Origin of the sequence: Citrobacter sp. Cf087, assembly GCF_030334285.1 — a bacterium.
Taxonomy (GTDB): domain Bacteria; phylum Pseudomonadota; class Gammaproteobacteria; order Enterobacterales; family Enterobacteriaceae; genus Citrobacter; species Citrobacter freundii.
This window is the reverse complement of the sequence record NZ_JAOWED010000030.1, coordinates 101,661-120,067: the sequence shown is the minus strand read 5'-3', so window position 1 is coordinate 120,067 and position 18,407 is coordinate 101,661. Positions and strand designations below refer to the sequence as shown.

Sequence of the window (18,407 nt, the reverse complement as noted above, 5' to 3'; positions counted from 1 at the left end):
AGCGTGTGGTTTTAATTTGTTTAATTGATTTAAAGTGGGGAATCTGCAACGATCTTGTTTTATACCGTAACGTGTAAATAAAACATTTCTATTACAACTACAATGAGAAATAAGTTTCGGGTAACGTGGATGAGGAAGATATATGGCTGAGCAGAAAAATAAAACACGGTTTCCTTTTTTCCGCAGCCTGGCGTTTCCTTTACGCATCTTTCTGCTTATTTTGGTCGTTTCTGTTTTTATCATCGCCGCCCTGGCACAATACTTTACCGCCAGCTTCGAAGATTATCTGGCCGCGCATGTCCGCGATATGGCAATGAACCAGGCCAAAATCATCGCCTCTAACGAGAGTATCATTACGGCGGTTAAACATCGTGATTACAAGCGTTTGGCGACGATTGCCGACAAACTGCAGAGCGGAACTGACTTCGACTATGTGGTTATCGGGGATACCAACTCCATTCGTCTATATCATCCGAACCCGGAAAAAATTGGCTACCCGATGCAGTTCACCAAACCCGGTGCGCTGGAAAAAGGGGAGAGCTACTTTATTACCGGTAAAGGGTCCATCGGGATGGCAATGCGTGCTAAAACGCCCATCTTTGATGACGATGGCAAAATCATTGGCGTAGTCTCAATTGGTTATCTGATCAGCAAAATCGATAGCTGGCGATCGGATTTCTTACTCCCGATGGCCGGTGTGTTTATCTTGCTGTTGTTGGTACTTATGCTGCTCTCCTGGTTTTTCGCTGCCCATATTCGTCGGCAGATGTTGGGTATGGAACCGAAACAAATTGCGCGGGTGGTACGTCAGCAGGAAGCGTTGTTCAGCTCGGTATATGAAGGATTGATTGCCGTGGATCCTGATGGATATATCACCGCAATAAACCGCAGTGCGAGGAAAATGCTGGGGCTGTCTTCACCAGGGCGAAAGTGGCTTGGAAAACCGGTGAGTGAGGTGGTTCAGCCAGCGGACTTTTTCACCCAACAGATTGCGGAAAAACGACAGGATGCGATGGTAAACTTTAATGGCCTAAGCGTTATCGCCAACCGTGAAGCGATTCGCTCCGGTGACGAACTGCTTGGGGCAATCATCAGTTTTCGTAGTAAAGATGAAATTGCTACCCTTAATGCGCAATTAACGCAGATCAAACAGTATGTAGAGAGCCTGAGAACGCTGCGTCATGAGCACCTGAACTGGATGTCGACCATCAATGGCCTGCTGCAAATGAAAGAGTATGACAAGGTTCTGGCCATGGTGCAGGGAGAATCCCAGGCGCAACAGCAACTGATTGACAGCCTGCGTGGCGCGTTTGCCGATCGTCAGGTCGCCGGTCTGTTGTTTGGCAAGGTGCAGCGCGCGCGGGAACTGGGCCTCACCATGACTATCGTTCCGGGAAGCCAACTGCATCAACTCCCCGAGGGGCTGGATAGCACAGAGTTTGCAGCAATTGTTGGCAATCTGCTTGATAATGCATTCGAAGCGAGCTTGCGCACCCAGCAAGGCAACAATGTCGTAGAGCTCTATTTGAGCGATGAAGGGGATGACGTGATCATCGAAGTTGCCGATCAGGGATGCGGTGTGCCGGAAGCATTGCGTGAGAAAATATTTGAACAGGGTGTGAGCACCCGTACCGATGAACCAGGTGAACATGGCATCGGTTTGTATCTAATTGCAAGTTATGTGAGGCGCTGTGACGGGGTGATTACGCTCGAAGATAACTCCCCTTGCGGTACCTTATTTTCTTTATTTCTTCCGAAAGTGAAAAAAAATAATGACGGAACCATTAACGCTGTTGATCGTTGAGGATGAAACGCTACTGGCGGAAATGCATGCTGAATATATCCGCCATATACCCGGTTTCAGCCAGATATGGCTGGCGGGTAATCTTGAGCAGGCGAGGATGATGATTGAGCGTTTTAAGCCCGGTCTGATACTGCTCGATAACTACTTGCCGGACGGCAAGGGAATTACGTTGCTGCATGAGCTGACCCAGGCGCGCTATCCGGGCGGCGTAGTGTTTACCACGGCGGCCAGCGATATGGAAACGGTCTCCGAGGCCGTGCGCAGCGGTGCGTTTGATTACCTGGTCAAACCCATTGCCTACGAGCGGCTGGGGCAGACCCTGACGCGTTATCAGCAACGTCGACGCATGTTGGCGGGGAATGACAGCGCCAGCCAAAAGCAGATTGATGAAATGTTTAATGCCTACGCGCGGGGCGAACCGAAAGGGGATTTACCGACCGGGATTGATGCGTTAACACTGAATGCAGTGTTGAAATTATTCGCCGACCCGACGGTACACCATACTGCGGAAACGATCGCCCAGGCGCTTACCATCAGCCGAACGACTTCCAGACGCTACCTGGAGTACTGTGCCAGCCGTCATTTGATTATTGCGGAGATTATTCACGGTAAGGTGGGTAGGCCGCAGCGTATTTATCATGGCGGCTAAATGCTGATTTCTGACGTAGGCCGGATAAGATGCTTTAGCATCGACATCCGGCAATGGTGCGGTTTAAATGCCGGATGCGGCGTAGATGCCTAATCCGGCCTAAATTTCACTGAGTATCAGCCGCCAACGACGGCTGAAGAAGAACCTGGTACCATCACTTCAGTTGCGATAATCACCACCAGCAGTCCAACCAGAACCGGAACCGAAGTACGTTTCACCACTTCGAACGGAGAAATCTTTGCCATACCTGCTACAGCGACAACCACGCCGGAGACCGGGGAGATGGTGCGCCCAAGGTTTGACGCCTGCAGCATCGGGATAACAAGGTAAGCCGGGTTAATGCCGGAAGAATGCGCCAGCTTAGGGATCATCTCAACGAAGGCGTAGAACGGGGCGTTACCGGAACCCGTAGTCATTGCCGCCAACATAGTCAGGATCACCAGCACCATCATCAAGATAATGCTCGCTGAACCAAACGAGGTGGCGATAGAAATCAGACTCTGAATAAAGCCGATTGTGCTCAGACCCTGGGCAAAAACACCCGCAGCGACTAACAACATCACCACGTTAGCAAAGGCATCCGCCATGCCACGGTAAGCGACTTCCAGACCAGAGAAAACCTTTTGGGTGTTGAACCCACGTACGAACTCCAGAATAGCCGCGATGAGCATGCACAGAACCAGAATCGTAATGATGTGCAGCTGCGGGCCCCATTTACCATCAAAAATCAGGACGCCAACGATCGGGGTAAACGGCAGAATGGCGTAAAATGACGGGGCAGTCGTGGTGATTTCAGCCACATCTAACATTTCATGAGAAATGTTCTCTTTTTTATCCAGAAAACGCTGCCAGAAAAAGTGGGCAATCGCCATAGCAATGATGGCGGCAATGGAAATTGGCAGCGTGGTTTTAAAGGCGAAATCGATCAGCGGCATTTCCGCAGCTTTTGCCGCCAGCACCACATCACCGGATGTTGGTGAAAGAATAATTGCAGCAGGGGAGGCACAAATAGCCGCTGCAGCGCCACGGCTGATTCCAACGTTAACCATGACCGGGAACAGTGTTGCCATCAGCAATACGCCCAGACCGGTTGCTGAAGAAACCGCCAGTGACATCAGGCAGGCGACAAAATAGGCGGCAATCATTAGCAGGTAAGGAGAGTTGATGTATTGCAGGGGCTTGGAGGCCAGCTTAACGACCATATCGTTCGCGCCAATATGGGTCATATAGGCGGCAAAACCACACAGCATCATGATCATCATGCCGAGATCGCCACCACGGCTCATCAGCAAAATTTTAATATATTCAACAATGTCTGTTGCCGTATAGCCCGTCGATGCCGCGCTGGATGGCAACACTTTATGCCCCATCAGCGCACTGATAATCAGCAAAACCAGACCGCCAACAAACAGTACGCCTGTCGCGGAATAACCTTTAATGATGTAGCGCGCTACACCCACAATAACCACAACTCCAATAAGGAGTTCAATAAATGTCAACATCGTTTCCCCTGTCGCATTGCTGCCCAGAAAGTAAAAAAACTAAAAAAAGTAAAAAGTGGTGACAGAATGTGCCTAATAAACCGATTACTCTTGCTGATTAAAATCAATAAAAATACGGATTCAAGCGATGGCTTAGCCGTTTTTTCAGCATCGTGGTTAAAAAAAGAATCTCACAATAAAAAACTGTGAAGTGCAGCGACGGTGTGTGTGTTTTGTGGTGATATTGATTCTTAATTGTTAATTTATTGTAATGTTATTTAACTTTTCCCGGAGGAAAGAACAATTTATTGGCAATAAAGAGAAAATAGTTCCTATGAGATGGCTCAATAAATTAAGGGCTAATTATCTTAAAAATTACATGCTGAGGAATATTCTGATTTTTTAGCTGCGCATTTTTGTTAAGCTAACATTAAGGTTGGGTTTGCTACAATTAATAATAAATCCCAGGACGGTAATTAAGTTGTGATTGTCGCTAAACGATATTTTCTCATTTTTTCATTTCTTTTTATTCAGTTAGCTTTCATTCCCCAGGGCGCAGCTGAAGATAAAGGCTGGTTCGCTACTTTTAAAGACAACGTCAGTGAAACCTGGCAGCAGCCGGAACATTATGATTTGTATATACCGGCTATTACCTGGCATGCACGCTTTGCCTACGATAAAGAAAAAACGGATCGCTACAATGAACGCCCGTGGGGGGCAGGATTTGGTCAATCCCGTTGGGATGATAAAGGTAACTGGCACGGACTTTATATAATGGCCTTTAAGGATTCCTACAATAAATGGGAGCCCATTGGTGGTTATGGCTGGGAAAAAACCTGGCGACCGCTGGCCGATGAAAATTTCCATACAGGTCTCGGTTTTACCGCCGGTTTTACCGCGCGTGATAACTGGAACTACATTCCGGTACCCGTACTGTTACCGCTGGCATCGATAGGGTATGGTCCGGCAACGTTCCAGATGACCTACATTCCGGGAACGTACAACAACGGTAACGTCTACTTTGCGTGGATGCGTTTCCAGTTTTGATGGACTACCTGTATTGTCAGATGGATTATTAAAAAGTCTTTTTAAAACAGTGTGATAACAGCGTTAACTGAAAAATAACGCGACATTTATCACTTTTTGATAAAGTTCGACTGGACAAAGTGCACCACAATTGTTGTACTGATACCCGACACAGCATTTGTGTCTATTTTTCATGTAAAGGTAATTTTGATGTCTAAGATTAAAGGTAACGTTAAGTGGTTTAATGAATCCAAAGGATTCGGTTTCATTACTCCGGAAGATGGCAGCAAAGACGTGTTCGTACACTTCTCTGCAATCCAGACCAATGGTTTTAAAACTCTGGCTGAAGGTCAGCGTGTAGAGTTCGAAATCACTAACGGTGCCAAAGGCCCTTCTGCTGCAAACGTAATCGCTCTGTAAGCATACGACAGCAAGCATTCAAAACCCGCTTAATTGCGGGTTTTTTTTCGCCTCAGTGTGCGGGAGAGGCCGAAACCAGCCAGAATGCCAGGGCGGTCATCGCAAATGATCCCAGCAGATTCGCCAGCACATTCACCATAGCCCAACCAAAGCGTCCTTCCTGTAGCAAAAACACCACCTCAGCCGAGAAAGTGGAAAATGTTGTTAGTCCCCCGCAAAAGCCAGTTGTAATCAGTACCTTCCACATTGGATCAATGTTTGTCATGCGATTAAACCATGCCAGACCCATACCAATGATAAATGCGCCAAGTAAGTTTGCAGCCAGCGTACCGAATGGAATGGCCTGATGTAGCGGGTTAAACCTCATGCTCAACATCCATCTTGCTACACTACCTGTACCACCACCGATAAAAACCGCTAAAAGGAGTTGTAACACTGCGTAATCCTGCTATTTGATTGTATATAGGATGAGTGTAACGCTGAATAATCGTGGTTGGCGAGCCTAACAACGTTTTCTGGAGGGAATATGTTCGTTGCAGCAGGGCAATTTGCCGTGGGACCTTCATGGGAAAAAAATGCAGAAACCTGCGTTTTACTGATGTCTCAGGCTGCGGGAGAGGGGGCATCGTTACTGGTATTACCGGAAGCGCTTCTGGCCCGTGACGATCTGGACCCTGATCTGTCAGTGAAATCAGCTCAATTGCTGGAAGGCGGGTTTTTGACGCGCTTGCTGCGAGAAAGCGCGCAAAACGAGATGACGACAATCCTGACGATTCATGTTCCCTCTGTGCCTGGACGGGCGTTTAACATGCTGGTGGCGCTACGGGCAGGTCAGGTAGTTGCCCATTACGCTAAATTACATCTCTACGACGCCTTTTCGATTCAGGAGTCACGAAATGTGGATGCAGGGGACGCCATAGCGCCGCTGCTGGACGTGGGCGGGTTAAAAGTAGGGTTAATGACCTGTTATGATCTGCGCTTCCCTGAGCTGGCGCTGGCGCACGCATTGCAGGGAGCGGAAATTCTCGTATTACCCGCAGCCTGGGTACGGGGATCGCTTAAAGAGCATCACTGGTCTACGCTTTTGGCTGCAAGAGCGTTAGATGCAACGTGTTACCTGATTGCGGCGGGAGAGTGCGGTAATAAGAATATCGGCCAAAGCCGGGTCATCGACCCTTTTGGTGTGACCATTGCTGCTGCGGCGGAAACGCCTGCACTAATTATGGCCGAGGTTTCTGCAGAGCGGGTAAGGCAGGTCAGAGCACAACTTCCGGTGTTAAGTAACCGACGTTTTGCGCCACCGCAATTATTATGACGTTTTTTTAAACAAGGCTTGATTCACCTTGTTACAGATTGCTATTGTGTGCGCGCGTCGAAAGGCCGTTAATATTCTCAGGTTAATATGGCGCTTTATGCAGCCTGGTTTAAGTGAAGAAGGTATCTATGGGTGAGATTAGTATTACCAAACTGCTGGTGGTTGCCGCACTGGTTGTTCTGCTGTTTGGTACCAAGAAGTTACGTACACTGGGTGGAGACCTGGGAACGGCAATCAAGGGCTTCAAGAAAGCAATGAACGACGATAATGCCGATGCTAAGAAAGATGCTGATGGTAGCGTTCAGGCTGAGAAGCTTTCTCATAAAGAGTAATGTCAGGAGCATGATGCTCATACTGCATACTCTGCATGAAAAAAAACCGGCAATTTGCCGGTTTTTTTATTACTGATATGTAAGTGAGTATTACACGATTACTTCACTTCCAGCCCTTTGGCCTGCATGTCTGCATGGTATGAAGAGCGAACGAATGGACCGCAGGCTGCATGGGTAAAGCCCATGGCCATAGCTTCGGCTTTCATCTCATCGAACTCATCCGGGCTTACATAGCGTTGAACCGGCAGGTGGTGACGGCTTGGCTGTAAATACTGCCCCAGCGTCAGCATGGTCACGCCATGACTGCGCAGGTCACGCATGACCTCAATGATTTCTGCATTGGTTTCGCCCAAACCAACCATCAGACCTGATTTAGTCGGAATCTCCGGGTGCGCTTCCTTGAAACGTTCCAGAAGCTTCAGTGACCAGTTGTAGTCTGCCCCCGGACGTACATTGCGATAAATACGCGGTACGTTTTCGAGGTTGTGGTTAAACACGTCTGGCGGCGTGGCGGTGAGGATATCCAACGCGCGATCCATACGACCACGGAAGTCAGGCACCAGCGTTTCGATTTTAATCGACGGGCTTTTCTCACGAATAGCGGTGATACAGTCAGCAAAGTGCTGAGCGCCGCCGTCACGCAGATCGTCGCGGTCAACGGAGGTAATGACGACATAGCGCAGCGCCATGTCAGCAATCGTCTGAGCAAGTTTTAACGGCTCGTTAGCATCCGGAGCAACCGGACGGCCATGGGCAACGTCACAGAATGGGCAACGGCGGGTACAGATTGCGCCGAGGATCATAAAGGTTGCGGTTCCGTGATTGAAACATTCAGCCAGGTTAGGGCAGGAAGCTTCTTCGCAGACAGAGTGCAGGCCATTTTTGCGCATTGCCGCTTTGATGCCCTGGATGCGAGTGGAGTCCGCTGGCAGTTTTATTTTCATCCATTCCGGTTTACGCAGCAGGGCTTCACGCTCTGTTGCCACATTTTTTACCGGGATAAGAGCCATCTTATCGGCATCGCGGTATTTAACACCGCGTTCCATCACAATGGGTTTACTCATAGCTTGCGTGTTCCAGTTGCGAATTACGAAGGAAAGCGTTTCAATTCAAGGGAATGTTGCATTTATCAACTATTTTTGAATTAGTGATACGCAGTATATCATTGAAACGGGCCAGAAAGCAGCCTGACAGGCTGGCAAAATGTAAAATAGTTGTTGTTTTGTGCCATTTGCCACAACATTTGCCGTGGCAAAGTATGACCGTATTTTCAGTCTGCAACGTACTCGTGCGGTGGGTTACCCAACAGCGCTAATATGTTGGCCAGCAGGCGTGGGCGAACGCTCTCGGTCGTGGCTGCGCTATCCCACTGCGATACTTTCGCCATCTCCATTCCGGCGTAACCACAAGGATTGATACGCAGGAAAGGCGATAAATCCATATCCACGTTGAGCGCTAAGCCGTGAAACGAACATCCTCTACGAATACGTAATCCCAAAGAGCAGATTTTCTTCTCCCCGACGTATACGCCAGGCGCATCGGCTCGCGGGTGGGCATCAATGCCGATTTCCGCAAGTGTATTGACGACGGTTTGTTCCAGCAGCGTAACCAGTTCACGAACGCCAAGTTTGCGACGCTTCAGATTCAACAGCACATACATGACCTGCTGGCCCGGCCCGTGGTAGGTCACCTGGCCGCCACGATCGCTCTGGATCACCGGAATATCGCCCGGCATCAGTACGTGCTCTGCTTTACCTGCCTGACCCTGGGTAAAAACAGGATAATGCTCTACCAGCCAGATTTCGTCATAACTGTTTTCATCGCGGGTATCGGTGAATTCGTGCATGGCCAGAGAAACTGGCTCGTAAGGTTGAAGACCGAGCTGGCGGACCAGAATTTTATCCTGATACAAAACGGCATCTCCGTAGATACTCACATAGAGTAGAGAATATAAAAGAGGGGGAAAAGTATATCACAGGAGGGAGGGGTTACCCGAGCGGGGATGCAGCGGGTAACCAACAGGTTTTTACAGTACCATGCGTACGATATCGATATTACCTAATTCTTCGTACAGCGTTTCAACCTGCTCAATGTGTGTAGCAGTAATAGTGATTGAGACCGAGTGGTAGTTGCCTTTGCTGCTCGGTTTTACCGTCGGAGAGTAATCACCTGGCGCATGGCGCTGTACCACTTCAACCACCTGATCAACCAGCTCAGGCAACGCCTGCCCCATTACTTTGTAAGTAAATGGAGTAGGGAATTCAAGCAGTTCGTTAAGTTTGGTTTTCATGTCAGCTCCGGCGTTACATCAATAAATAATAACTCCCACAGCGTGTGGGAGTTATCTGGATACCTAGTATATGGGGACGTAAATCACACTTTCAAGTGTTCGATTTTTAGCCAAACCAGTGATGGAACATTAATTTAATGTAATCAATGATTTTCCCAAAGAAGTTGCCTTCAGGGATTTCCTGCAGGACTACCAGCGGGCGCTGTTCGATGGTTTTGCCATCCAACTGGAAGTTGATGGTGCCAACAACCTGGTTTTTCTGCAGCGGTGCATGCAGTTCTGTGGTGTTCAGCACATAGCTTGCTTTCAGATCTTTCATGCGGCCGCGCGGAATAGTCAGGTAGACATCTTTATCTACGCCTAACGATGCGCGATCGGTGTTACCAAACCAGGCCGGTTCTGAAGCAAACTCTTTACCGACTTTCAGTGGATTCACGGTTTCAAAGAAACGGAAGCCCCAGGTCAGCAGTTTTTTACTTTCGGTTTCACGACCTTTATAGGTGCGGCCACCCATGACGGCAGAGATCAGACGCATCTGACCTTCGGTTGCGGATGCAACGAGGTTATAGCCAGCTTTGTCGGTATGACCGGTTTTGATACCGTCGACATTCAGGCTGTTATCCCACAGCAAGCCGTTGCGGTTTAACTGACGAATGCCGTTAAAGGTGAACTCTTTTTCTTTATAGATAGAGTATTCGTTAGGTACGTCACGAATCAGCGCCTGGCCAATCATCGCCATGTCGCGAGCCGAGCTGTACTGACCGTCAGCATCGAGACCATGAACGGTCTGGAAGTGGGTATTTTTCAGGCCCAGCGCGTTCACATAGCTGTTCATCAGACCGACGAAAGCATCCTGGCTACCGGCTGCGAAGTCCGCCATTGCCACACACGCGTCATTCCCGGATTGTAGGTTGATACCACGGATTAGCTGGGAAACAGGAACCTGCATTCCAGGTTTCAGGAACATCAACGATGAACCTTTAAACACCGGGTTACCTGTAGCCCAGGCGTCATTGCCGACAGTGACCAGATCGGTTTCTTTGAACTTGCCGGCTTTCATCGCCTGGCCGATGACGTAGCTGGTCATCATTTTGGTCAGACTGGCGGGGTCGCGGCGAGTGTCTGCGTTCTGTTCTGCCAGAACTTTGCCTGAATTGTAATCAATCAGGATATATGACTCCGCATCGATCTGCGGAACACCCGGGATCATGGTTTTAATATTCAGGTCATCGGCATGGGCAGCAGAGAGAGAAGCTGCGCAGAGAGCCGCGGTGAGCGCCATACGCTGCACGAAACGAGCGGAAAAAGTGGTCTTCATGGTCTGAACTACGACGTCCGTGATGAAATTTAAAAAAGTGCCCTACTATAGCAAATGCAAAACGGGCAGGCATCTGACTTTCCGCGTGACTTTGTTAATGTCATTTACAGAAACTGACAGTTCAGATACCTGATTTACGTTATTACACGCCGGTGATGAAGGACTGTAATTGCGCCTCGGATTGAAGACGCTGCTGCAATGTGGAGGCTTCAGCTTTGCTGGCGAACGGCCCCATCTGGATACGCCAGACTGCGCCATTTTGTACCACCCGACCAGGAACGCCAAACTGCTGGCTTAAACGTTTTTGATACTGCTGCGCACGCGACTGCTCGCTGACTGCGCCAACCTGAACCACGTAACGTCCGTTGGCTACTGCCGCTGGAGCAGGTGCCGCGACGGCGGCTGGTGTTGCTGCTGGTGCGGTTGGTGTTGCCGGTGCGGTGATGGTCGGTTGCGGAGCCGGAGTCGGCTCGCTACCTTCCAGCACGCCTGCGGCGAGGGTGGTTGGTGCACCGAGGAATCCACCGCTGTTCACTGGCGCACCGGTTGGATCATCGCTTTTCAGCGTGGAATTGCTGATCGGACGAATATCGCCTTGCGGCTGACCCGCATCCGATGGCGAAGGCATACTTCCCATATTACCGCCACCGCTTAAATCAGGACGCGCGGGCAGGGCATAGGTTTGCTTTGCGACTGTCGTACACGCCATACCCGGACCGGACAATGAACCATCCTGGGCGACGATGATCGGGTCGATACGCACTTTGGTGTTGTTGGAGGTATTCAGACGGTCTGCTGCTGCACGTGAAAGTGAAATCACGCGATCGTTGCCATAAGGGCCGCGATCGTTTATGCGCACGACAATCATCCTGCCGTTTGCCAGGTTAGTTACTCTGGCATAGCTTGGGACTGGCAGCGTGGGATGCGCTGCGGTCAGTTGCATCGGGTCGAACGCTTCACCAGACGCGGTTAAGTTGCTTCCGGGTTCCGCATCATAGATAGCGGCAAGTCCTGCCTGGCTAAAGCGGGAAGGATCCTGGACGATTTTGTAGCTCTTACCATCACGCTGATAGTCCTGATTCGCCGTTGGGTTCAGGGGTTCAAAGCGCGGATCGGCCCCGCTGATTTCAACAATCGGACCATTGCACACCGCAGGCTGCGGCGCGACAGCACCCTGTTGCTGACCATCATCACTCGAACACGCCGCGAGCATTCCTGCTGCGATGCAGATACCAAGCCACTGCTTACGCATTGCGTACCCCTTACACGCTTTTCGACAACATTTTTCTATGGGTGTGGATCGACATAACAATCCCGAACCCGGCCATCAGCACGATAAGTGCCGAGCCTCCGTAACTGACCAGTGGGAGAGGAACGCCAACCACGGGCAGAATACCGCTCACCATACCAATATTTACGAAGACATAAACGAATAATATCAACATTAAACCACCTGCCATGACGCGACCAAAGGTGGTTTGCGCGTGGGCAGCGATCCATAATCCGCGCATAATCAGCAAAATGTACAGCGCAAGCAGAATTAAGATCCCTACCAGACCCAGCTCTTCTGCTAGTACCGCGAAGATAAAGTCCGTGTGACGTTCGGGTAAAAATTCAAGCTGCGACTGCGTACCGTGCAGCCAGCCCTTGCCGCGTAGACCGCCGGAGCCAATAGCAATTTTAGACTGAATAATATGATAACCCGCACCCAGTGGATCGGTTTCCGGATCGAGCAACATCATGACGCGCTGACGCTGGTAATCATGCATCAGGAAGAACCACAGTATCGGGATAAACGCCGCAACCAGAACCACCGCAACACCGATTAAACGCCAGCTTAAACCAGAAAGGAACAGAACAAACAGACCGGAAAGGGCGACCAGTATTGAGGTACCGAGGTCAGGCTGAGCGGCCACCAGCAGGGTGGGCATAAATATCAGCACCAGTGCAATGGCGGTATTTTTTAGCGATGGCGGGCAAACATCACGGTTGATGAAGCGTGCGACCATCAGCGGCACGGCAATCTTGGCAATTTCGGAAGGCTGAAAACGCACAATACCCAAATCCAGCCAGCGCTGTGCCCCTTTGGATATCGCGCCGAAGGCATCTACCGCCACCAACAGGATGATGCAGAAAATATAGAGATAGGGTGCCCAGCCTTCATAAACCCGGGGCGGGATTTGCGCCATCACCACCATGATGACCAGGCCCATTGCGATCTGGCCGACCTTGCGCTCCATCATGCCGATATCCTGGCCGCTGGCACTCCAGATGACCAGCGAGCTGTAAACCAGCAGCGCCAGCAAAATAAGCAACATCGTGGGATCGATGTGGATTTTGTCCCAGAATGTTTTTTTGTTCGGATTATCCGTCACGATTATTGGTCCTCCGCTGCTGCAACCGCGGGGTTTTCTGCAGGCAGATTGGTGTTGTTGTCGCCCAACATAATGTGGTCAAGGATCTGGCGCATAATGGTACCCACAGCCGGGCCCGCGCCACCGTTTTCAAGGATTATGGCGACAGCAACCTGGGGCTTATCATAGGGTGCGAAGGCCGTCATCAGCTTGTGGTCACGTAAGCGCTCGGCGATCTTGTGCGCGTTATAGGTTTCATTGGCTTTCAGGCCAAAGACCTGGGCAGTACCGGATTTCGCCGCAATTTTGTAAGGCGCGCTAGCGAAATACTTGTGCGCAGTACCGTTAGGGCGGTTTGCTACACCGTACATGCCGTCTTTCGCGATTTCCCAGTATCCAGAATGAATATCACCAACGGGCGGTTCGTGCGGCTGTACCCACGGAACCTGCTTGCCATTTTCTGCCGTGCTCATCAACAGATGCGGAACTTTTATCAAACCGTCGTTGATAAGGATCATCAGCGCTTTACTCATCTGGATTGGGGTTGCAGTCCAGTAACCCTGACCGATGCCGACCGGAATGGTATCACCCTGGTACCATGGCTTTTTAAACCGTTTTTGCTTCCACTCGCGGGTAGGCATATTGCCGGAGCGTTCTTCAGCGAGATCGATACCCGTATATTTGCCGTAGCCGAATTTGCTCATCCACTCTGAAAGTCGGTCTATCCCCATATCATAGGCGATTTGATAGAAAAACGTATCCGCCGACTCTTCCAGAGAACGGGTGATGTTCAGATGGCCGTGCCCCCATTTTTTCCAGTCACGGTAACGTTTTTCAGAGCCCGGTAATTGCCACCAACCTGGATCGAACAGACCAGTATTGCGGGTGATGACACCTGCACTTAATGCAGAAACTGCGACGTAAGGTTTAACTGTCGAAGCCGGTGGGTAAACACCCTGCGTGGCGCGGTTAACCAATGGGGTGTTCGGGTCATTGAGCAACCCAGAGTAATCTTTACTGGAGATACCATCGACAAACAGGTTCGGGTCGTAGCTCGGCATGGACACCAGCGCGAGAACGCCGCCGGTACGCGGGTCGGTAACCACCACGGCGGCGCGACTGCCTGCCAGCAGCGTTTCAATGTACTGCTGGAGTTTCAAATCGAGGGTGAGATAGATATCGTGCCCAGCCTGCGGCGCCACTTCTTTCAACTGGCGAATGACGCGGCCGCGGTTGTTCACCTCAACCTCTTCATAACCGGTCTGGCCATGAAGTACATCTTCGTAATAACGTTCAATACCCAGCTTGCCGATGTCGTGCGTCGCCGCGTAGTTAGCCAGTTTGCCGTCTTTGTCCAGGCGGTCTACGTCTTTATCGTTGATTTTTGATACGTAGCCAATGACATGGGTCAGCGCAGAGCCGTAGGGGTAGTAGCGGCGTTTATAACCTTTAACTTCGACGCCAGGAAAGCGATATTGATTAACGGCAAAGCGTGCGACCTGAACTTCACTCAGGTTAGTTTTTACCGGAATGGATGTGAAACGGTGTGAACGGGCGCGCTCTTTTTTAAAAGCGGCAATGTCATCGTCCGTCAGGTCTACGACGTTACGCAGCGCGTCGAGGGTATCCTGAACGTTGTCGACCTTTTCTGGCATCATTTCTATCTGATAAATGGTGCGGTTAAGGGCGAGCGGAATTCCGTTTCGGTCATAAATGATGCCGCGACTGGGGGCGATAGGCACCAGTTTGATGCGGTTTTCGTTCGAGCGAGTCTGATAATCAGTAAAGCGAACGATTTGCAGATTATAAAGGTTGGCGATCAGCACGCCGGTGAGCAGCAAAATCCCCAAAAAAGCGACCAGCGCCCGGCGCACAAATAGCGCGGACTCAGCCGAATAGTCGCGAAAAGAATTCTGTAGTTTCATCCGCTGCTTAATCTACTCAAGAATCAATGATCACTCACGGTGATAAGGATGGTTGGTGGTAATGCTCCACGCCCTGTACAGACTCTCCGCAACCAGAACCCGAACAAGAGGGTGAGGAAGGGTTAACGCTGAGAGTGACCAGCTTTGTTCTGCTGCTGCTTTACAGGCAGGAGAAAGACCTTCCGGCCCACCAATCAACAAACTGACGTCACGACCGTCCAGTTTCCAGCGTTCCAGTTCGGTCGCCAACTGCGGCGTGTCCCAGGGTTTGCCAGGGATATCAAGGGTGACGATGCGGTTTTTGCCTGCAGCAGCCAGCATCTGTTCACCCTCTTTGTCGAGAATGCGTTTAATATCCGCGTTCTTGCCGCGTTTTCCTGCCGGGATTTCGATCAGCTCAAAGGGCATATCTTTCGGAAACCGACGGAGATACTCCGTAAAACCGGTTTGCACCCAGTCAGGCATTTTCGTACCCACAGCGACAAGTTGCAGCTTCACGCATTAACTCCAGAGTTTTTCCAGTTCATACAGGCGACGGCTTTCTTCCTGCATCACGTGGACAATCACATCACCGAGGTCAACGACGATCCAGTCTGCGACGTTCTCGCCTTCTACGCCGAGCGGCAGCAGACCAGCAGTGCGGGACTCCTGAACAACGTGGTCTGCGATAGACATTACATGACGGCTGGACGTGCCAGTACAGATAATCATGCAATCAGTGATGCTGGATTTGCCCTGAACGTCTAAGGCGATGATGTCTTGACCTTTCAGGTCATCAATTTTGTCGATTACAAAATCCTGAAGTGCTTTACCCTGCAAGTGTTCCCCCTGGGTGAAAAGAGTTAAAAACGTCTGTTAGTATACCTGAACCAGAGGCGATATCGGGACAAATGTCTCCGAAAGCGCTTGTGAAGTGCGCTATCATCCCACCCCACGCCGCAGAATGCATCGCCATTTTTGTAAAACAATTTCTGCAAAGCTCTGAAGGGCGGGAAAAGTCAGGTTGCGGAGAATAACAGCCTGTCATGGGGTGTCAATGGGAGAGAAGCCCTTCAGCAGAAAAAACAGTGCTTTCACTCTCCGTCGTGCCATACAGCCCGGCTGTTAAGTACTTTCAGAACCGCAAAATCGTCGCAAAAATCAATCGCGCTCCAGCAACCTTGTTCGACGCGAAAATGCCACATTGCTGCTGCCGGCATGGACAACAAACGGGCGATCAACACGCTCAGTACACCCTGATGGCTCACCACCAGCAGGTTTTGGCACATTTTGTAATCATCGAGTTGAGCAATGAAGCGTTCCACGCGCAGGGAAAATGCCTGAAAACCTTCGCCATTAGTGGGCGTCGCGTTCTGCCAGTCGTTACACCACACGGCGTAGTTTTCGGCGTCTTCGCGCGCCAGATCGCGATGGTGGCGCATTTCCCAGTCGCCAAAAAACATCTCATTGAGCTCAGGCATGTTACGCACAGGAATCTCGCGATCGCCTAAGATCAACTGCGTTGTATGGCGGGCGCGCTCCAGCTCGCTGCACAGAACGTTGTCGACAGGCACATTGCGTAACAGCGTACTCAGCGTTTGCGCCTGAGCTATTCCCCGTTCTGTTAGTGGTGTGGGAGCGTGGCCGCTATATAAACCCGCGACGTTGGCTTCGGTTTCGCCATGACGTACCAACCAGAGTCTCATTTTTTCCTCTTGGGGTTATTCGCACAAAACATGATGTTTGCCCTGATTGCGCAGAGATTTTTCACTAAAATACCTTTTTTTACGTGGAGCGGCACGATGTCTTTATTGAAGAGCGCGCATGGTGGTAATACCCGAGAAGCCGCCGAACTGTTGGGCGTCTCGCCTGAGCAATTGCTGGATTTTAGCGCGAATATTAATCCGCTGGGTATGCCAGCAGGTTTAAAACGCGCAATTATCGATAATATGGACTGCGCGGAGCGTTACCCGGATGTCGATTACGCGCAACTGCATGCAGCGTTGGCGGAGCATCATCAGATTCCGGCCTCGTGGATCCTGGCCGGAAACGGTGAGACCGAGTCTATTTTTACCCTGGTAGATGGCCTGAAGCCACGTCACGCGATGATCGTGACGCCTGGGTTTGCTGAATATCGTCGGGCGCTGCAATGGGGAGGCTGTACGATCCATGAGTTTGCGCTGCGCGAAGACGATGGCTGGCAGCTTACCGATGCGATCCTCGATGCGTTAACCTCAGAGCTGGACTGCCTGTTTCTCTGCACGCCCAACAACCCCACCGGGTTACTACCGGATAACCGCCTGCTACGTGAGATTGCCTCACGTTGTGAGCGGCTTGGGATCAATCTGATCCTTGATGAAGCGTTTATCGATTTTATTGCCGGGGAGCCGGGATTTATTCCGCTACTTCGGGATAACCCGCATATTTGGGTGCTGCGCTCGCTCACTAAGTTCTATGCGATACCGGGGCTGCGTCTGGGGTATCTGGTCAACAGTAACGAGCAGGCCGTTGTACAAATGCGCAGCCGACAAATGCCGTGGTCAATTAATGCGTTTGCTGCTCTGGCTGGCGAGATTATTTTACGCGACAGCGCTTATCAGCAGGCGACGTGGAAATGGCTGGAACAAGAGGGAGCGCGGTTTGAGCAGCAGCTACAAAACCTGCCCGGCCTGACGGTGTATCCCGGCCAGGCAAATTATCGTTTATTACGCTGCGATCGCGCGGATATTGATTTGCAACGGATGTTGCTGGAACAGCATGTCTTGATTCGCAGTTGTGCCAATTACCCTGGGTTGGATGCGCGTTATTACCGAGTTGCTGTTCGCAGTCAGGAAGAAAATGACCGCCTGCTGGTGGCATTAAACAACACGCTTAGCGGTACAACCCCTGCTGATTAATATAGTCAAGCACTGCGCCTGGCATCAGGTCGTCGCACGGCTCGCCTTTTTCCAGTCGCTCGCGAATGAGCGTGGCGGAGATGTTGAACCACGGCGTTTCGGCCAGGTAGATTTTCCCGCAAGGCAGGTTGTGCAGGTCATCCGGCGAATGAGTCAGGTGATCTTCCAGCCATTGCTGGTGCTTTTCCTGCGTCATTTCGAGAGGATAACCTGGACGTCGGCATACGATGAGATGGGTATTATCCAGAATCGTGTGGTAGTCGTGCCAGGAAGGGAAGGTCAGCAGCGAATCCTGACCAATGATAAACGCTAACGGCACATTCGGGCCTTGTTCCTCGCGCCACTCTTTTAGCGTTTGCGCGGTGTAGGAGGCCGTGTCGCGTTTCAGTTCGCGTTCATCCAGGGAAAACAGCGGTTTATCAGCAATGGCCAGTTCAACCATGCGCTTACGTTGCTCACCGGACGCTTCAGGCTGCGCACGATGCGGCGGCACGTTATTGGGCATGATGATGACCCGGGAAAGACCAATCAGATTCGCCAGAATTTCAACCGGTTTAAGATGACCATAATGCACCGGATCAAAGGTGCCGCCGAACAGAGCCTGCAATGATTTCATA

General features: G+C 50.8%; 20 protein-coding genes. 7 read left to right on the top strand and 13 right to left on the bottom strand.

All coding sequences use genetic code 11. The features are described 5' to 3' along the window. The first annotated feature begins 142 nt into the window (after nucleotides 1-142). Both dpiB and dpiA read left to right on the top strand, forming a co-directional pair. On the top strand, nucleotides 143-1,804 hold the full coding sequence (gene dpiB, locus OGV57_RS14485; RefSeq protein WP_003847410.1) for a sensor histidine kinase DpiB: 1,662 nt from the start codon (nucleotides 143-145) through the stop codon (nucleotides 1,802-1,804). Next, nucleotides 1,773-2,453 carry a two-component response regulator DpiA gene (gene dpiA, locus OGV57_RS14480; RefSeq protein WP_003022133.1) on the top strand — a complete coding sequence of 227 codons (681 nt, stop codon included), beginning with the start codon at nucleotides 1,773-1,775 and terminating at the stop codon, nucleotides 2,451-2,453. The genes dpiB and dpiA overlap by 32 nt, the downstream gene beginning before the upstream one ends. A 116-nt stretch (nucleotides 2,454-2,569) precedes the next feature. On the opposite strand, the gene dcuC is transcribed toward dpiA, so the two are convergent. Next, nucleotides 2,570-3,955: an anaerobic C4-dicarboxylate transporter DcuC gene (gene dcuC / locus OGV57_RS14475; RefSeq protein WP_003022136.1), complete on the bottom strand. Its 1,386-nt coding sequence runs from the start codon at nucleotides 3,953-3,955 to the stop codon at nucleotides 2,570-2,572. 462 nt (nucleotides 3,956-4,417) lie between these two features. Between dcuC and pagP the strand changes: the two genes are divergently transcribed. Both pagP and cspE read left to right on the top strand, forming a co-directional pair. Beyond that, nucleotides 4,418-4,981, top strand: coding sequence for a lipid IV(A) palmitoyltransferase PagP (gene pagP / locus OGV57_RS14470; RefSeq protein WP_003835590.1), 564 nt, complete (start codon nucleotides 4,418-4,420; stop codon nucleotides 4,979-4,981). A 189-nt stretch (nucleotides 4,982-5,170) separates the two neighbouring features. Next, the gene (gene cspE / locus OGV57_RS14465; protein ID WP_000034825.1) at nucleotides 5,171-5,380 is read left to right on the top strand and encodes a transcription antiterminator/RNA stability regulator CspE; all 210 of its coding nucleotides are present in this window, start codon (nucleotides 5,171-5,173) and stop codon (nucleotides 5,378-5,380) included. Nucleotides 5,381-5,432: 52 nt separating this feature from the next. On the opposite strand, the gene crcB is transcribed toward cspE, so the two are convergent. Next, nucleotides 5,433-5,816, bottom strand: a complete 384-nt coding sequence (crcB, locus tag OGV57_RS14460) for a fluoride efflux transporter CrcB (protein ID WP_016149775.1) — start codon at nucleotides 5,814-5,816, stop codon at nucleotides 5,433-5,435. Between the two features lie 90 nt (nucleotides 5,817-5,906). Between crcB and OGV57_RS14455 the strand changes: the two genes are divergently transcribed. Next, nucleotides 5,907-6,695 carry a deaminated glutathione amidase gene (locus OGV57_RS14455; protein WP_016149776.1) on the top strand — a complete coding sequence of 263 codons (789 nt, stop codon included), beginning with the start codon at nucleotides 5,907-5,909 and terminating at the stop codon, nucleotides 6,693-6,695. Between the two features lie 128 nt (nucleotides 6,696-6,823). Then, on the top strand, nucleotides 6,824-7,027 hold the full coding sequence (gene tatE / locus OGV57_RS14450; protein ID WP_003022699.1) for a twin-arginine translocase subunit TatE: 204 nt from the start codon (nucleotides 6,824-6,826) through the stop codon (nucleotides 7,025-7,027). A gap of 98 nt (nucleotides 7,028-7,125) precedes the next feature. Here the strand turns inward: tatE and lipA are convergent, their stop codons facing one another. The 10 genes from lipA to OGV57_RS14400 all read right to left on the bottom strand — a co-directional run bounded on the left by lipA (nucleotide 7,126) and on the right by OGV57_RS14400 (nucleotide 16,599). Then, complete coding sequence (lipA, locus tag OGV57_RS14445; protein ID WP_003022702.1) at nucleotides 7,126-8,091, bottom strand: lipoyl synthase; 966 nt, start codon at nucleotides 8,089-8,091, stop codon at nucleotides 7,126-7,128. Between the two features lie 206 nt (nucleotides 8,092-8,297). After that, complete coding sequence (lipB, locus tag OGV57_RS14440) at nucleotides 8,298-8,939, bottom strand: lipoyl(octanoyl) transferase LipB (protein ID WP_003022703.1); 642 nt, start codon at nucleotides 8,937-8,939, stop codon at nucleotides 8,298-8,300. Nucleotides 8,940-9,053: 114 nt separating this feature from the next. Continuing rightward, nucleotides 9,054-9,317, bottom strand: coding sequence for a DUF493 family protein YbeD (ybeD, locus tag OGV57_RS14435; protein WP_003022706.1), 264 nt, complete (start codon nucleotides 9,315-9,317; stop codon nucleotides 9,054-9,056). A gap of 106 nt (nucleotides 9,318-9,423) precedes the next feature. After that, on the bottom strand, nucleotides 9,424-10,635 hold the full coding sequence (gene dacA, locus OGV57_RS14430) for a D-alanyl-D-alanine carboxypeptidase DacA (RefSeq protein ID WP_003022711.1): 1,212 nt from the start codon (nucleotides 10,633-10,635) through the stop codon (nucleotides 9,424-9,426). 142 nt (nucleotides 10,636-10,777) lie between these two features. After that, the gene (gene rlpA, locus OGV57_RS14425) at nucleotides 10,778-11,887 is read right to left on the bottom strand and encodes an endolytic peptidoglycan transglycosylase RlpA (RefSeq protein ID WP_003022715.1); all 1,110 of its coding nucleotides are present in this window, start codon (nucleotides 11,885-11,887) and stop codon (nucleotides 10,778-10,780) included. A 10-nt stretch (nucleotides 11,888-11,897) separates the two neighbouring features. Continuing rightward, nucleotides 11,898-13,010 carry a peptidoglycan glycosyltransferase MrdB gene (gene mrdB / locus OGV57_RS14420; protein WP_003022718.1) on the bottom strand — a complete coding sequence of 371 codons (1,113 nt, stop codon included), beginning with the start codon at nucleotides 13,008-13,010 and terminating at the stop codon, nucleotides 11,898-11,900. A gap of 2 nt (nucleotides 13,011-13,012) precedes the next feature. Next, nucleotides 13,013-14,914, bottom strand: coding sequence for a peptidoglycan DD-transpeptidase MrdA (gene mrdA / locus OGV57_RS14415; RefSeq protein WP_003022722.1), 1,902 nt, complete (start codon nucleotides 14,912-14,914; stop codon nucleotides 13,013-13,015). A gap of 30 nt (nucleotides 14,915-14,944) precedes the next feature. Beyond that, nucleotides 14,945-15,412 carry a 23S rRNA (pseudouridine(1915)-N(3))-methyltransferase RlmH gene (gene rlmH, locus OGV57_RS14410; RefSeq protein WP_003022725.1) on the bottom strand — a complete coding sequence of 156 codons (468 nt, stop codon included), beginning with the start codon at nucleotides 15,410-15,412 and terminating at the stop codon, nucleotides 14,945-14,947. 3 nt (nucleotides 15,413-15,415) lie between these two features. After that, on the bottom strand, nucleotides 15,416-15,733 hold the full coding sequence (gene rsfS / locus OGV57_RS14405) for a ribosome silencing factor (protein ID WP_003022728.1): 318 nt from the start codon (nucleotides 15,731-15,733) through the stop codon (nucleotides 15,416-15,418). 254 nt (nucleotides 15,734-15,987) lie between these two features. Next, nucleotides 15,988-16,599 (bottom strand): adenosylcobalamin/alpha-ribazole phosphatase, encoded by a 612-nt coding sequence (locus tag OGV57_RS14400; RefSeq protein WP_032948805.1) that lies wholly within the window; start codon nucleotides 16,597-16,599, stop codon nucleotides 15,988-15,990. Nucleotides 16,600-16,695: 96 nt separating this feature from the next. Here OGV57_RS14400 and cobD point away from each other — a divergent pair, with 96 nt between their 5' ends. After that, nucleotides 16,696-17,790 carry a threonine-phosphate decarboxylase CobD gene (gene cobD, locus OGV57_RS14395; RefSeq protein WP_054528185.1) on the top strand — a complete coding sequence of 365 codons (1,095 nt, stop codon included), beginning with the start codon at nucleotides 16,696-16,698 and terminating at the stop codon, nucleotides 17,788-17,790. Here cobD and nadD read toward each other — a convergent pair. Then, on the bottom strand, nucleotides 17,765-18,406 hold the full coding sequence (gene nadD, locus OGV57_RS14390; protein ID WP_003022738.1) for a nicotinate-nucleotide adenylyltransferase: 642 nt from the start codon (nucleotides 18,404-18,406) through the stop codon (nucleotides 17,765-17,767). The two genes, cobD and nadD, sit on opposite strands and share 26 nt — an antisense overlap. Nucleotide 18,407 lies beyond the last annotated feature (1 nt).